Source organism: Acinetobacter sp. UBA3132, from assembly GCF_002364825.1.
GTDB lineage: Bacteria > Pseudomonadota > Gammaproteobacteria > Pseudomonadales > Moraxellaceae > Acinetobacter > Acinetobacter schindleri.
In genome coordinates this window covers 1-13,319 of the sequence record NZ_DEZM01000099.1, presented here as the reverse complement: position 1 = coordinate 13,319, position 13,319 = coordinate 1, and the positions used below count along the sequence as shown (strand labels likewise).

Annotated in this window: 9 protein-coding genes; 3 read left to right on the top strand and 6 right to left on the bottom strand. The window is 44.2% G+C overall.

The genetic code is table 11. From position 1 onward, the window contains the following. Nucleotides 1-10 precede the first annotated feature (10 nt). From infC to B4033_RS04795, 4 genes are all read right to left on the bottom strand, one after another. Complete coding sequence (gene infC / locus B4033_RS04810; protein WP_004889910.1) at nt 11-508, bottom strand: translation initiation factor IF-3; 498 nt, start codon at nt 506-508, stop codon at nt 11-13. Nucleotides 509-567: 59 nt separating this feature from the next. Continuing rightward, nucleotides 568-2,490 (bottom strand): threonine--tRNA ligase, encoded by a 1,923-nt coding sequence (thrS, locus tag B4033_RS04805; RefSeq protein WP_286832460.1) that lies wholly within the window; start codon nt 2,488-2,490, stop codon nt 568-570. Between the two features lie 238 nt (nt 2,491-2,728). Continuing rightward, nucleotides 2,729-3,886 carry an alanine racemase gene (locus tag B4033_RS04800; RefSeq protein ID WP_286832459.1) on the bottom strand — a complete coding sequence of 386 codons (1,158 nt, stop codon included), beginning with the start codon at nt 3,884-3,886 and terminating at the stop codon, nt 2,729-2,731. 22 nt (nt 3,887-3,908) lie between these two features. Further along, on the bottom strand, nt 3,909-5,189 hold the full coding sequence (locus tag B4033_RS04795) for a D-arabinono-1,4-lactone oxidase (RefSeq protein ID WP_286832458.1): 1,281 nt from the start codon (nt 5,187-5,189) through the stop codon (nt 3,909-3,911). 481 nt (nt 5,190-5,670) lie between these two features. On the opposite strand from B4033_RS04795, the gene B4033_RS04790 reads away from it, so the two are divergent. Continuing rightward, nucleotides 5,671-7,311 (top strand): acyl-CoA synthetase, encoded by a 1,641-nt coding sequence (locus B4033_RS04790; protein WP_163172079.1) that lies wholly within the window; start codon nt 5,671-5,673, stop codon nt 7,309-7,311. Between the two features lie 55 nt (nt 7,312-7,366). On the opposite strand, the gene B4033_RS04785 is transcribed toward B4033_RS04790, so the two are convergent. Both B4033_RS04785 and znuD read right to left on the bottom strand, forming a co-directional pair. Then, nucleotides 7,367-8,830, bottom strand: coding sequence for a phospholipase D-like domain-containing protein (locus B4033_RS04785; protein ID WP_286832457.1), 1,464 nt, complete (start codon nt 8,828-8,830; stop codon nt 7,367-7,369). 106 nt (nt 8,831-8,936) lie between these two features. Beyond that, nucleotides 8,937-11,081: a zinc piracy TonB-dependent receptor ZnuD gene (znuD, locus tag B4033_RS04780; protein WP_286832456.1), complete on the bottom strand. Its 2,145-nt coding sequence runs from the start codon at nt 11,079-11,081 to the stop codon at nt 8,937-8,939. 140 nt (nt 11,082-11,221) lie between these two features. Here znuD and B4033_RS04775 point away from each other — a divergent pair, with 140 nt between their 5' ends. Both B4033_RS04775 and aspS read left to right on the top strand, forming a co-directional pair. Continuing rightward, complete coding sequence (locus B4033_RS04775; RefSeq protein WP_286832455.1) at nt 11,222-11,986, top strand: DUF4184 family protein; 765 nt, start codon at nt 11,222-11,224, stop codon at nt 11,984-11,986. Between the two features lie 162 nt (nt 11,987-12,148). Next, the coding region (gene aspS / locus B4033_RS04770) for an aspartate--tRNA ligase (protein ID WP_286832454.1) at nt 12,149-13,319 on the top strand (1,171 nt) is incomplete at its 3' end.

Here is a 13,319-nt window from a genome sequence, read left to right as displayed (position 1 = left end):
CAATGAGTGCTTACTTTTTCTTTTTAGGACCAAGCAACATACCCATTTGACGGCCTTCCATTTTTGGAGACTGTTCAACTACACCAATTTCCGCTACATCAGCTTCAATTTTTTGTAATTGAGCCAGACCCAACTGTTGGTGAGCCATCTCACGACCACGGAAACGAAGCGTGATTTTTACCTTGTTGCCTTCTTCAAGGAACTTGATAATTGCACGCAGTTTTACGTTGTAATCACCTACATCAGTACCAGGGCGTAGCTTGATTTCTTTCACCTGTACTTGATGTTGTTTTTTCTTCGCTTCTTTCTGCTTTTGTTTAAGATCAAACAAATGCTTGTTAAAGTCCATGATTTTACAAACAGGTGGCTCAGCATTTGCTACGATCTCTACAAGATCAAGCTCTACGCTTTCTGCTGCACGTAAAGCTTCAGTTAAGCTTACGATACCTTTTTGCTCACCATTTTCGTCTACAAGACGGACTTCTTTCGCACGAATTTCATCATTCAACGCAGGACGGTTTGATTTGTTACCGCCCTGTTGATTACGGTCAGGCTGTTTAATCGCTGTTACTCCACAATGTACCGGCCGCGTTCGGCAACGGCTGTTTTTACCAGATCAACGAAAGCATCGATTGACATGGTACCCAAATTTGTTCCTGAGCGGGTACGGACATTTACCGTACCTTCCTCTACTTCACGGTCCCCAAGTACCAGTAAGTAAGGAATACGCTCTAAAGTACGTTCACGAATCTTAAAGCCGATTTTCTCATTTCTCAAGTCGGAAATCGCGCGGATACCGCTTTCTTTAAGTTTTGCGACGACTGACTCACAAGCCTCAGCTTGAGAATCGGTAATATTCATGACACACGCCTGAATTGGTGATAACCAAGGTGGCATAAAGCCTGCGTAGTGTTCAATAAGTATACCAATAAAACGCTCGAAACTGCCAAGAATTGCACGGTGCAACATTACTGGCTGATCACGATCGTTGTCTTCGGTCACGTAAGATGCATCTAGACGTTCTGGAAGGTTGAAGTCACATTGAATGGTACCGCATTGCCATACACGACCCAAGCAGTCTTTCAATGAGAATTCGATCTTCGGACCGTAGAACGCACCCTCACCTGGCTGCAATTCCCACTCCAGACCAGCAGCATCTAAGGCATCCGCCAAAGATTTTTCTGCCATATCCCAAAGTGTATCATCACCAACACGTTTTTCAGGACGAGTCGACAACTTCATTTGTACTTCTTCGAAGCCAAAGTCTTTGTATACATCGAGTGTCAATTTGATAAAGTCTGCAACTTCAGTACCAATTTGTTCTTTGGTACAGAAAATATGTGCATCATCTTGGGTAAAGCCGCGAACACGCATAATCCCATGTAAAGAACCTGACGGTTCGTTACGGTGACATGACCCGAATTCTGCCAGACGTACCGGAAGATCACGGTATGACTTTAAGCCTTGGTTGAACACTTGTACGTGACAAGGACAGTTCATTGGCTTCACCGCATAGTTACGGTTTTCAGAATGAGTCGTAAACATGTTGTCTGCATAGTTGGCAGCATGGCCTGATTTTTCCCATAACGTGAAATCAACCACCTGTGGTGTGCGGATTTCTTCGTAGCCATTGTCCTGCTGAACTTTACGCATGTACTGTTCAAGAACCTGGTAAATGGTCCAGCCATTCGGATGCCAGAACACCATACCCGGTGCTTCTTCCTGCATATGGAACAAGTCTAGCGCTTTACCGATTTTACGGTGATCACGTTTTTCTGCTTCTTCAATACGTTTGATATAAGCCGCTAACTGCTTCTTGTCTGCCCAGGCTGTACCGTAAATACGTTGCAGCTGTTCATTTTTCGCATCACCGCGCCAGTAAGCACCCGAGATTTTAGTCAGCTTGAACGATTTTAAGAATTTAGTATTTGGAACGTGCGGACCACGGCACATATCCAGATAGTCTTGATGGTAATACAAGCCCATTTGTGTTTCTTCAGGCATGTCTTCGATCAGACGGAGTTTGTATTCTTCGCCACGTGCAGTGAATTCTTTGATCACTTCATCACGTGGTGTCATTTTTTTGATGACATCGTAGTCTTGATCGATGAGCTTTTTCATACGCTCTTCGATCGCAGTCATATCGTCTAGAGTAAATGGACGTGGCATCCAGATGTCATAGTAGAAACCTTCTTCAATGACTGGACCAATTACCATTTTTGCTTCTGGGAACAATTGCTTAACAGCATGACCCACTAGGTGTGCGCAAGAGTGACGAATGATATGCACACCATCTTCGTCTTTCGGCGTAATAATCTGTAAGGTTGCGTCTTCAGTAATAAGATCACAAGCGTCTACTAAACGATCGTTCACACGACCTGCAACAGTATTTTTTGCTAGACCAGGACCGATGCTTTGAGCAACTTCCATCACAGATACGGCTTGATCAAACTGTTTTTGATCGCCATTTGGCAAAGTGATAATTGGCATATGAAATCCTTAAGGAGTGATGCCCCGTACAATGGAGCATGTCACCGCGAGATTATGATCGAGGAGAACCTCAAAAGATAAAAACGGTGGATAAATAAAAAATCGCCTAGAATTTTACACGTCTCGGGCCATTTAATAAACCGTTAATCCTTTTTTCTCGGCTGAAAACATACTTTGCTGCCAATCCTTTGCAGTATGTTCAGGATGACTTGGGAGATAACCACCATGATCCATCCTGTTATTCCCTAAAATTCTCCCACTTTTGATATTGTCCCTGCTCATAAGCATACAGCGAAGCAAATTGTGGCAGAATCGATTCACTTTGGGCTGGTCGGAAAAATACATAATCATCGACCTGAATCCGGCAACCAGATGGAATCTGCAACAATTCCTGATTACTACTGCGCCCATACAGTAAATGCGGTTTCGTACCTGGTGGATAGATGCATTTCCCGCGCCAGTAGCCACCATAGATACATACCGCCCGTTGCCGCGGTTGAAATCGCTTTAATCGCTCTAATCCAGGTAACTGAATTTGGTCCAGCACTTTCAATACTGGTGCAGCAATCCATAAAGCCGGTTGCATGGGCTCTAGGCCTTCCAGATCAAAATCAGTTGGCTTGAGCAACATTGAACCGAAGGACACATCATTACAGACCGTCTGGATAAAGTGGTGATGCAAGGTACCACTTCCCGCTCCATTCAGACAAAGAGCAGACAGATCCAGCTCAGGCAGCATCTGGCACATGACATTAATGAAGTTCATATAACACTGTTGAGATTTCTGATAGCTCTGGATGGGAGGAAATAATGCACTAGGCAACTTAGAAACATGAGCATCGTAACCCATCAGACCACTTAAACTCAGATATTCCGAATGGCTTTTGATAATCGCCAGGCAGTGCATAAACTGCTCTAGATCTGACAACCCACCACGATGAAGGCCAATATCAATTTCCAGATTGATCCGCAGCTGTAGATTCCGCTCCTTGGCATATGTCAGATAATTTTTCAGACGCTCAGCTGAATCAATCAGCCACTGCACTTTCGGCAGATGCTCAGCCTGATCTTCGGTAAAGCTTTTCAGGCATTGCAAAGGCACTGGCTTGCCCATCAGAATATCTGCCTGCGTATAGGCTTGCAGGATATGGACCGCATGCGGAAGATGGAACACCATAAAAGACTGGGTATTAAAGGCTTTAGCAATTCGTTTTAGCAATATTGAATTGGCTAATGATTTCACCACCAGACGCGGTTTCAGATGGGTCGGCATCTTATGTTGTAACCAGTCAATATTCTGTTCCAGCTTAGACAGATCCAGAATCAATTGAGGTTGTCCATTTCCTTGCTCATGCAGAGTTTTCTGGAGTTCCTGAAAGTAGTCAAGATATAGCATACTGTATTCCTCCTCAGCTCATTCAAGATGGAATGAACAGGCGCTCCAGATAAGGATTGAGCCATTTATCCTGTGGATCAAGGGATTTTCGTAACTGCATAAACTCATCCCATTTCGGATAGAGTTCACAAAGCTGTCGGGCTTCCAGCGAATGCAGCTTGCCCCAGTGCGGGCGTCCTCCGTATTTTCTGAAAATCGGTTCTACCAGATCAAAAATCACCTGATAATCCTGTTTGTAAAATTGATGTACCGAGATCGAAACTGAATCTTGCTGATAAAATGGACTTAGCCAGATATCGTCCCCACGTACATAACGAAATTCAATTGGAAAAAATACCGGCGCTTTCTGTTGCTGTAGTATTTCCATAACCTCCTCAAAACAGGCCAGTCCCTGTTTCACCGGCAGCTGATATTCCATTTCATTAAAACGGGTATTACGTACACTAGGAAAAATACGGCTGGACCAGTCTACTGCTTTCGATGGCCGGATCGCTATATTTAACAGACGCTGTAACCAGGGATTCAGTCCTGGCCAAATTCGATTCAGCTCACAGCACATGTTCAACATGAAGTCCTCATCCAGCCACCCATCCGGTCTTGCCTGTGCTTCTTCCTGGGTCTCGTCCAGACTTTTTAGAATGACATTATCGCTATGGGTAAAGGCCCAGAACTCTATATGCCGGTGCTGATGCTTCCATTTGTCGATGTTTGCATATAGGTCGGTGAGTGAGCAAAGTCGAATCTGCTCCTGCAACCGGTACATAGGCCGGTTTTGTAGCTGGATACGAGTCATAATGCCCAGACTGCCACATGCCACCCGCCCTGCAGCAAAGATATCTGCATGCTGCTCAGAGTTACAGCATAGCAAGTGACCGTCCGCAGTCAGCAATTCAAATTCAGAAACCAGAGCAGAAAGACAAGGTAACTCCACCCCGGTTCCATGCGTACCTGTAGCAATGGCACCCGCCAGACTTTGCCGGTCAATATCCCCCTGGTTTGCCAATGCCTGATCAATGGTGGCCAGCTTCTCGCCCACATCATACAAACGGGTCCCCGCCCAAAAGGTACTGCGACACTGTTCTCGATCATAGTCACACATCCCTTTAAGCTGATCCAGACAAACTAGCACGTCGCTGGTTTTTGCCAGGGCACTAAAGGAATGGCCTGCACCCACAACACGTAATTTTGGATAGACACGCACAAGCCCCTGCAGCATCTCAATGCTGTAAGGATGAAAAATACTGGGACTGGACCGCTGGGAACCTGACCAGTTGGCCCACATCTCCGCGCGTGCTATCTCCATAGCGGCTTCCTTTTAGCCGGTTTTAAGTCAATAAAACCCGGACATAATTGCTCTTATTTTTGTTGTTATGAATATCTTTTTATTTAGAAATCATCATGCAGCCATTTACAGAAACAAGTCAATTTTAAAGTCTATGTAAATTTGTAAAACTCGTTTTTTTATAAATACTTGCAAAATAATTTGATTTTATCAGTCACTAATCCACAAAAATAAAAGCCAGTCATTTTATCTATTTGCACTGGTCTTGGAAGCTAAATTGCACACCGGATTCTATTTGAGCCAACTGTATTCTGTTTATTATGATGACAGACATGGAAAGTAACAGTTCATTTTATTTATTAAAGTTTAATAAAAACAAAAATATAGATATTAAAAGCTTGATCTTTCATTCACGCTCGACTAAAGCATAAATGTCACAATCACTAAAAATTGCTAGATTTAGAGTAATTACATAATAATTATTTATTCATGGAGTAGAACAATGGTCAGTGCATATGATGAATTACCACGCACACCAGCAAACTTTGTAGCGCTTTCACCTTTACGCTATCTAGAACGTGCGGCCTATATCTATCCCAACCAGAATGCCATTATTCATGGCCAGCGTGAAATTACCTGGCGTGACACTTATCAGCGCTGTCGTCGGTTCGCTCACCAGTTGCAACAGCTTGGTGTAGGCAAAAATGATACCGTATCTGTCCTTTTACCTAACGTCCCAGCCATGATTGAGGCGCACTTTGCTGTTCCGATGGCAGGTGCTGTACTGAATACCTTAAATACCCGTTTAGATGCCAAGACTTTGGCTTTTATGCTAGAACACGCAGAAACTAAAGTTCTGCTCGTCGATCCTGAATTTACTGCTGTGGCGCAGGAAGCGCTGGCACTGATCAAGCAGGATATTTATATCATCGATGTAGCAGATGAGAACTATGAAGAAGCTGCTGATCGTATTGGTCAGATTGAATATGAAAGCTGGCTGGCTCAAGGCGATGCCAATTTTGAATGGCACCTGCCACAAGATGAATGGGACGCAATCAGCCTGAACTATACTTCAGGTACAACTGGCAACCCGAAAGGCGTGGTTTATCATCATCGCGGCGCGTATATCAACGCAGCCAGTAACATCATTGCCTGTGGCATGATGCCACGTGCAACCTATCTCTGGACCCTGCCATTATTCCACTGTAATGGCTGGTGTTTTGCCTGGACCATGGCGGCCAACGGCGGAACCAATGTCTGCTTACGCAAAGTTGATCCTGAACTGATCTTCCAGCTGATTGCCAAACATAAAGTCGATTATTTCTGTGGTGCACCAATTGTCCTGTCGATGCTCATCAACACACCGGAAGAGAAAAGAACCAAATTTGATCACCGTGTAGAAGTCATGGTGGCAGGTGCTGCGCCTCCAGCAGCCATTATTGAAGGCATGCGCAATATTGGTATCAATGTAACGCACGTCTATGGTTTAACCGAGACGTATGGTCCTTCTGCCCTATGTGCATCGCAAGCTGGCTGGTCCGATCTCACTATTCAGGAACAGGCCCAGTTACACTCACGTCAAGGTGTACCATATCCATTGCAGGATGGTATGAAAGTGCTTGATCCTGAAACCATGCAGGAAGTGCCACATGATGGTAAAACGCTGGGCGAGATCATGTTCCGCGGTAACATCGTCATGAAGGGTTATCTGAAAAATCCGGAAGCTACGGCAGAAGCCTTTGCCGGTGGCTGGTTCCATACCGGTGACCTCGCTGTTTGCCAGCCAGACGGTTATGCCAAAATCACTGACCGCTCCAAAGATGTCATCATTTCAGGTGGTGAAAATATTTCTTCGCTAGAAGTAGAGGAAGTGCTGTATCAGCACCCTGCGATTCTGACTGCAGCGGTAGTCGCCAAACCAGATCCACGCTGGCAGGAAGTGCCGTGTGCCTTTATTGAACTCAAACAGGGCTTCGAAGTTACACCAGAAGAAATTATTGAATTCTGCCGTGAACATTTGGCGCGTTTCAAAGTACCAAAAGATGTGGTGATTACTGAGATTCCAAAAACTTCGACTGGCAAGTTGCAAAAATTTGTCCTGCGTGAATGGGCCAAAGAACGCTCAACTGGTGAGTTTAGCTAATCCATTGTTATGCGATAAAAAAGGATGTCATCTCGACTTCCTTTTGATTTCTCATCTAGAACGTCGACCAGCCACTCCATTCCATAAAACGGTATAGCCAGTATTTAAAGAACGAATCTTCTGCATATTGCGTATAGTCCACGCTCATGGAACGACCATTCAGATTTGACCATGCACCGTCAAAATATTGCTGGGCATCCTTGAACACTTCGGCCTGAGGCTGACCTAGCACACGCATATTGGTTTCCAGATTATAGTTTTTCAGATTCCGTACGGTAAAATTAGCCGAGCCTAAAATCATTTCAGCTTGCTGAGCATTGCGCTTCATCAGTATTTTGCTATGACATTGCTCACCCTGAGTACGGCACCAGCGCACATCAATACCTGCTTTATGCAGTTCCCAAGCCACTTGCCGGTTTGGAATTCCGTTTTTCTCACGGCCAAAAGCATCTTTATTTGGATCGAGTAAAACCCGGACTTTGACACCACGCTCATGTGCCGCGATCAGGCTTTTAATAATTTTGCGCTCAGACAGATAAAACATCGCCAGATCAATCTGCTCATTGGCTTTGGCGGTCTGAATGAGATTCAAAATCGCATCATAAATAGCTTTTTCAGTTAGCACCTGAACTTGTGGCTGGCTGCTGTCTGCCTGAAAATCCCCGGCGACAATGGCAGGCATATTGGCTTGTGACATCATGCCGACAGATTGCTCGGTTTTCAGGATATCCACAGCGGTGCTACCCCAGACCAATAAACCGATATTGGAATGGCGTGAACTGCCATCATGCGGATTCATGGATGTGACCAGTGCTTTCCAGCCTTGATCGGTATCCACCACCATGGTTTTACGATGATTGGCTTTAAAGTTAAACAGCTCAAAATAACTGCGCAGGGTAATTTTTTCTGTTCCAAATGGATTCGGCAACCAGCCTGTTTCCGGATTATTGCCAATGCCCTGGCAACAGATATACCAGAAGCCGGACCAGCTTGGATTGGAAGCCCGCAATGGCGTCAGATTGGTTTCAATCACATCAACACCGTGCTGACGTAGGGCTCGATACTGCTCGGATCGAATTCCGCCATAGACCGAATTAATCGGATCGGTAATAAACTTGATTTCGACTTCAGGTTGCAGCAGACGTTTACTGATTAAAGCATCCGTCAGTTGTTGACTTAATGCCTGATGTTCCTGCGTAGATGCCCCTGTTTGCTGATTAAATAAAAACATATCAAGCACGATCAGCGATTTGGCTTCTTCAATCATATGCAGCATTTCATTAAAAATGCGATGATCTAGCTGCTGCTTGCCTTGTGCATCCAGATAAGTCTGATCAGCTAGAAATTTGACTTCGGCATGACGCAGTTTGCCTGTGTAATTCAGACCTTCCGGCAAAGGCTTATAAGTGTGGTAGATCGCTGAAGCCAGATAACCCACGGCCAGCATACTAATGATCAAAGCCGCATAACGGCGATTCGACCAGTTCAATTTATTGTGAATTCGTTGAAAGATACGCATAAGAAAAAACCTAACCCAATAGGCTCAGGCTAGGTTTAATCTTATGATTTTTCAAGTAGATTTCAGTGACATCTATTTGATTTCGTCAATTACTTCATCTAACTTATTAGAAATCATACTGTACGCCAACAGTGAAGTTACGCCCAACCTGCGGGATATTGGACAGGAATGAGGTATGTGAATAGACCTGATCATCCAGCAAGTTATTAGCTTTGAAATACACGCGATAAGCATTTTTATCGGCAATCGTATTAGCATAGCTTAGGCCAAGATTGACCATATTGTAGCCTTGTGTCTGCGTTTCAAATTCAGCAATTTTGTCTTGCTTAAACACATGGTAGTACTCAGCCAAACCTGACCAGCCATCGGCAAAGTCTGCTTCGACTTTGGTCCCTAAACGACCTGCCGGTACACGTGGTGCATTCTCGCCTTCGATTTTACCGCGCACATAGTCACCAAAGACACTGAGCTTATACATGTCATTGATCTGATAACCAGCTTGTGCCTCAGTCCCATAAAATCGAGCTTTATCTTGTGTATAGTCGATTAAGCGGAAAGCACCATCATCATCAGTGGTTGCACCGTAAATATAGTTATCAAACCAGTTGTGATAGACATGCACATGATAGTCCAGCTTATCGCCTTCATAATGCAGACCTAATTCAAGATTATTTGATTTCTCAACATCTAAATCCTGATTCCCACGCTCATAGGTATTGGTGGCAAAGTGAACCCCATCTGCATAAAGTTCTTGCGCCAAAGGCAAACGTTGCTGATGCGAGCCAACCACAGAAAGCTTATAGTTTGGCGCAAATTCCCAATTGGCTGCTGCTGAACCCGAAACACCGGTATCTGAGTAATTTTTTTGAGTTGAATCCACATCAATTTTTTGATGTTCTACTCGTGCACCGAGTTCAACATGCACATCACCGATCTGTTTGTGCTCAAGACCAAATAAACTATATTTTTCAGTTTTGGTATCTGCCATCAGAACACTGCTATGGGAATGCCCCTCATGTTCATCTGCACCTCCGGCAAGATTAATTTTTTGCTGGCTATATTGAGTACCAATGACCCCTTCCCAACCCGCAACTGGAACGTGTACCAGTTCTAAACGTGCATCATAGCCTTTACTTTTAAAATTACTGATGACTTCATTTTCTTCCAGTTCATCATGTTCATAATCAGTGAAGCTGGCATGGGCACGCAACTTGTCAAAACCGGCAAATGGGTTATTTAACTCAGTGCGCATATCATAACGATGTGATTCCAGATCAACCCATGGACCACCATGTGCGTGTTCTTCTTCAACTGCATTTGGATCCGGTTGTGGTGCTGGGCCATGTCCGCCACAATGCAATTCATTACCATGTGGATGACAGTCATGATATTCATGACTATGCCCTGGCAAACCATATTGGTCTTGGCGATTGCTATAAGATAGACCAACAAAACCACGATCATGAATCCATGATCCACCAATATTGACTGTTTGTCCTTCTGCAAAGGTATTATCTACACGGCGGGCTTTTTCACGATGAATTTCTTCAATTTCATTTCCATTTTCATCTTCTTCATGATGAGAATGTTCTGTGAAATAACCTGCATGAGCAATATAGTTATTAGCTTTACGTTTTGAGCCTTCTACACGCAAAGCAAAATTTTCACCAATACCCGCTGTCACACCAGCACTTGCCAGTTTTTCGTCACTACCTGAGTTATAGCGCAGGCCGACTGTACCTTCCAGACCATCTTCAGGCATCTGGGTCGGAATTTTTTGATCGGTGACATTCACCAACCCACCGACTGTACCGGCACCGTAAAGTAATATAGATGGCCCCCGAATCACTTCGACCTGGTTCGCCAGAATCGGATCAACGGTGACAGCATGATCCGGAGATAAGGTTGAAACATCGGCTGTTTCTGAAGCATGTTGTAAGACTTTGACACGTGGGCCATCCTGACCTCGGATCACAGGACGGCTGGCACCTGTACCAAACTGATTCGAATATACCCCCAGCTCATCTGCCAAGGCATCACCAATGGTGGTTGCACGTTCAGACAGTGCTTTCTGATCCACCACATGATCCGCAACCGCAAAATCTGCTGCGGTTTGTACTAATGGATGGGCCTGAACCTGGATGGTTTCCAGCGTTTGTACCGTTACCGCCGATTGTTCTTGTTGTGCGAATGCAGATGGTGTAATAACCGCAAAAATAGAGAGTGTTATTAAATTCTTATGAAAAGACATGACCCAAGCTCAAAATAACTAAAATAGAATAATGTTATAATATAACATTTCATTATTTTTGCAATCGTTTACGATAACCAGTGATATATTTTATTAGAATGCTCTTTGAATATTTTTTATTACATTAAAACATTATTTTTATGCCCTTTACCTTATCGCATGCTGTGCTTGCCCCACCTATTTCACGTTTAAGCGGTAATCGGCTACCGATTGCTGCGTTGGCGATTGGCTGTATGGTGCCCGATTTACATCGACTCTTTACTTCGAGCAATTCAAATATCACGCATTTATGGTCTTCGCTGATTCATCCAGACCTCTGGATTGGGCTGGCTTTCTGTAGCATCTGGTATCTGGTTTACCGGCCAGTAACTTACCGTTTCATCGGCATTCAGCATGATTTAAATATTTACAGCATCCTTTCAGCTTTAAGATTCATCTTGGAGATGTGTCTAGCACTGATCATCGGCACAGCCACTCATTTAATCTGGGATGGTCTGACCCACGTCGATTTTCGGACTTTTGCCTTCCATGAAGTTTTAGCACAACAGTTTCAGTTGTTTGGACAAAGTTATCCGCTGCACCGGATTTTACAGATTGGCACGTCCGTGATTGTTTTGCCGTTTATGCTGTGGATGAGTGTGCACTACTATAAAAAGCATCAGCAATATCTGGCAGTCAGCCGAAAAATCAAAGTGTTTGCGTGGAACTTAGTCCTGTTTTCTGTATTGACCGGCCTGTTTTCTGTTTGGGATTATGCCCGCTATATCCCTACAGATATCTGGCAATCGGATCTGTACTATTTTACTGGACGATCTATTAATGAATTTAGTCAGGGCTTTCTGATCACCTTCAGCCTAGGCTGTTTATTGTTTTTATTTTTAGACAGAGGTCGCAGGATGGGTTAGACAAAGCGCTGGCTTTTCGTCTATTCACTTTAAAATGATATTGTTTTTGACCCAGGTTCTTGTGACTACATGCCCAAAGAGGCATAATCCTACCTTTACGAAAAGCGGTACGCTGTTTACGTATTCGCTGACCTTAAACCATATAGTTGGATTTTTAACGCTATGATGCGAACTCATTACTGCGGTTCATTAACCGAAGCTCAAATTGACCAAACCGTAACATTATGCGGTTGGGTTCACCGTCGCCGTGACCACGGTGGTGTAATCTTCCTTGACATGCGTGACCGTGATGGTCTTGTTCAAGTGGTTATTGACCCAGATACTCCTGAAGCATTCGCAACTGCCGACAAATCACGTTCAGAATTTGTATTAAAAATTACAGGCCGCGTACGTCGTCGTTATGCAGGGACTGAAAACGCAAATATCACCAGCGGTCAAATCGAAGTTCTTGGTAAAGAAATTGAAGTTCTTGCTGCGTCAGAAACTCCGCCATTCCCATTGAATGACGAAAATACCAACATTTCTGAAGAAGTACGTTTAAAGTACCGTTTCTTGGACATCCGTCGCCCTGAAATGTTAGACCGTTTACGTTTCCGTTCTAAACTGACTAACCTGATTCGTAACTACTTCGAAGACAATGGTTTTCTTGACGTTGAAACTCCGATTCTCACCCGTGCTACGCCTGAAGGTGCACGTGACTATCTAGTACCAAGTCGTGTTTCTAACGGTAGCTTCTATGCGCTTCCACAATCTCCACAGCTGTTCAAACAGTTGTTGATGGTGGGCGGTATCGATCGTTATTACCAAATCGCAAAATGTTTCCGTGATGAAGACTTGCGTGCTGACCGTCAGCCAGAATTCACCCAGATCGACGTTGAAACATCGTTCATGAGTGACGATGACATTATGGATTTGATGGAAACATTGACGATCAAGATGTTCAAAGAACTTCTAGACGTGCAATTCGAAAAATTCCCTCGTATGACCTATGCAGATGCTATGCGTGACTATGCATCTGATAAGCCAGACTTACGTATTCCTTTGAAACTGGTTGACGTTGCAGACCTCATGCAAGACGTTGAGTTCAAAGTATTTGCAGGTCCTGCAAAAGATCCTAAAGGTCGTATCGTTGCGCTTCGCGTACCAGGCGCTGGTTCACTGCCACGTAGTGCAATTGATGAATACACTAAATTTGTTGGCATCTACGGCGCACGCGGTTTGGCTTACATTAAAGTCAACGAACTTGAAAAAGGTATTGAAGGTCTGCAATCGCCTATCGTTAAATTTATCGAGCCAATCGTGCTTGATCTGTTAAAACGTGTTGGCGCTGAAA

What these genes read in the sequence shown, in the direction of transcription:
- thrS (WP_286832460.1), bottom strand. Translation starts at nt 2,490, where the DNA reads ATGCCAATTATCACTTTGCCAAATGGCGATCAAAAACAGTTTGATCAA.
- B4033_RS04800 (WP_286832459.1), bottom strand. Translation starts at nt 3,886, where the DNA reads ATGCTATATCTTGACTACTTTCAGGAACTCCAGAAAACTCTGCATGAG.
- B4033_RS04795 (WP_286832458.1), bottom strand. Translation starts at nt 5,189, where the DNA reads ATGGAGATAGCACGCGCGGAGATGTGGGCCAACTGGTCAGGTTCCCAG.
- B4033_RS04790 (WP_163172079.1), top strand. Translation starts at nt 5,671, where the DNA reads ATGGTCAGTGCATATGATGAATTACCACGCACACCAGCAAACTTTGTA.
- B4033_RS04785 (WP_286832457.1), bottom strand. Translation starts at nt 8,830, where the DNA reads ATGCGTATCTTTCAACGAATTCACAATAAATTGAACTGGTCGAATCGC.
- znuD (WP_286832456.1), bottom strand. Translation starts at nt 11,081, where the DNA reads ATGTCTTTTCATAAGAATTTAATAACACTCTCTATTTTTGCGGTTATT.
- B4033_RS04775 (WP_286832455.1), top strand. Translation starts at nt 11,222, where the DNA reads ATGCCCTTTACCTTATCGCATGCTGTGCTTGCCCCACCTATTTCACGT.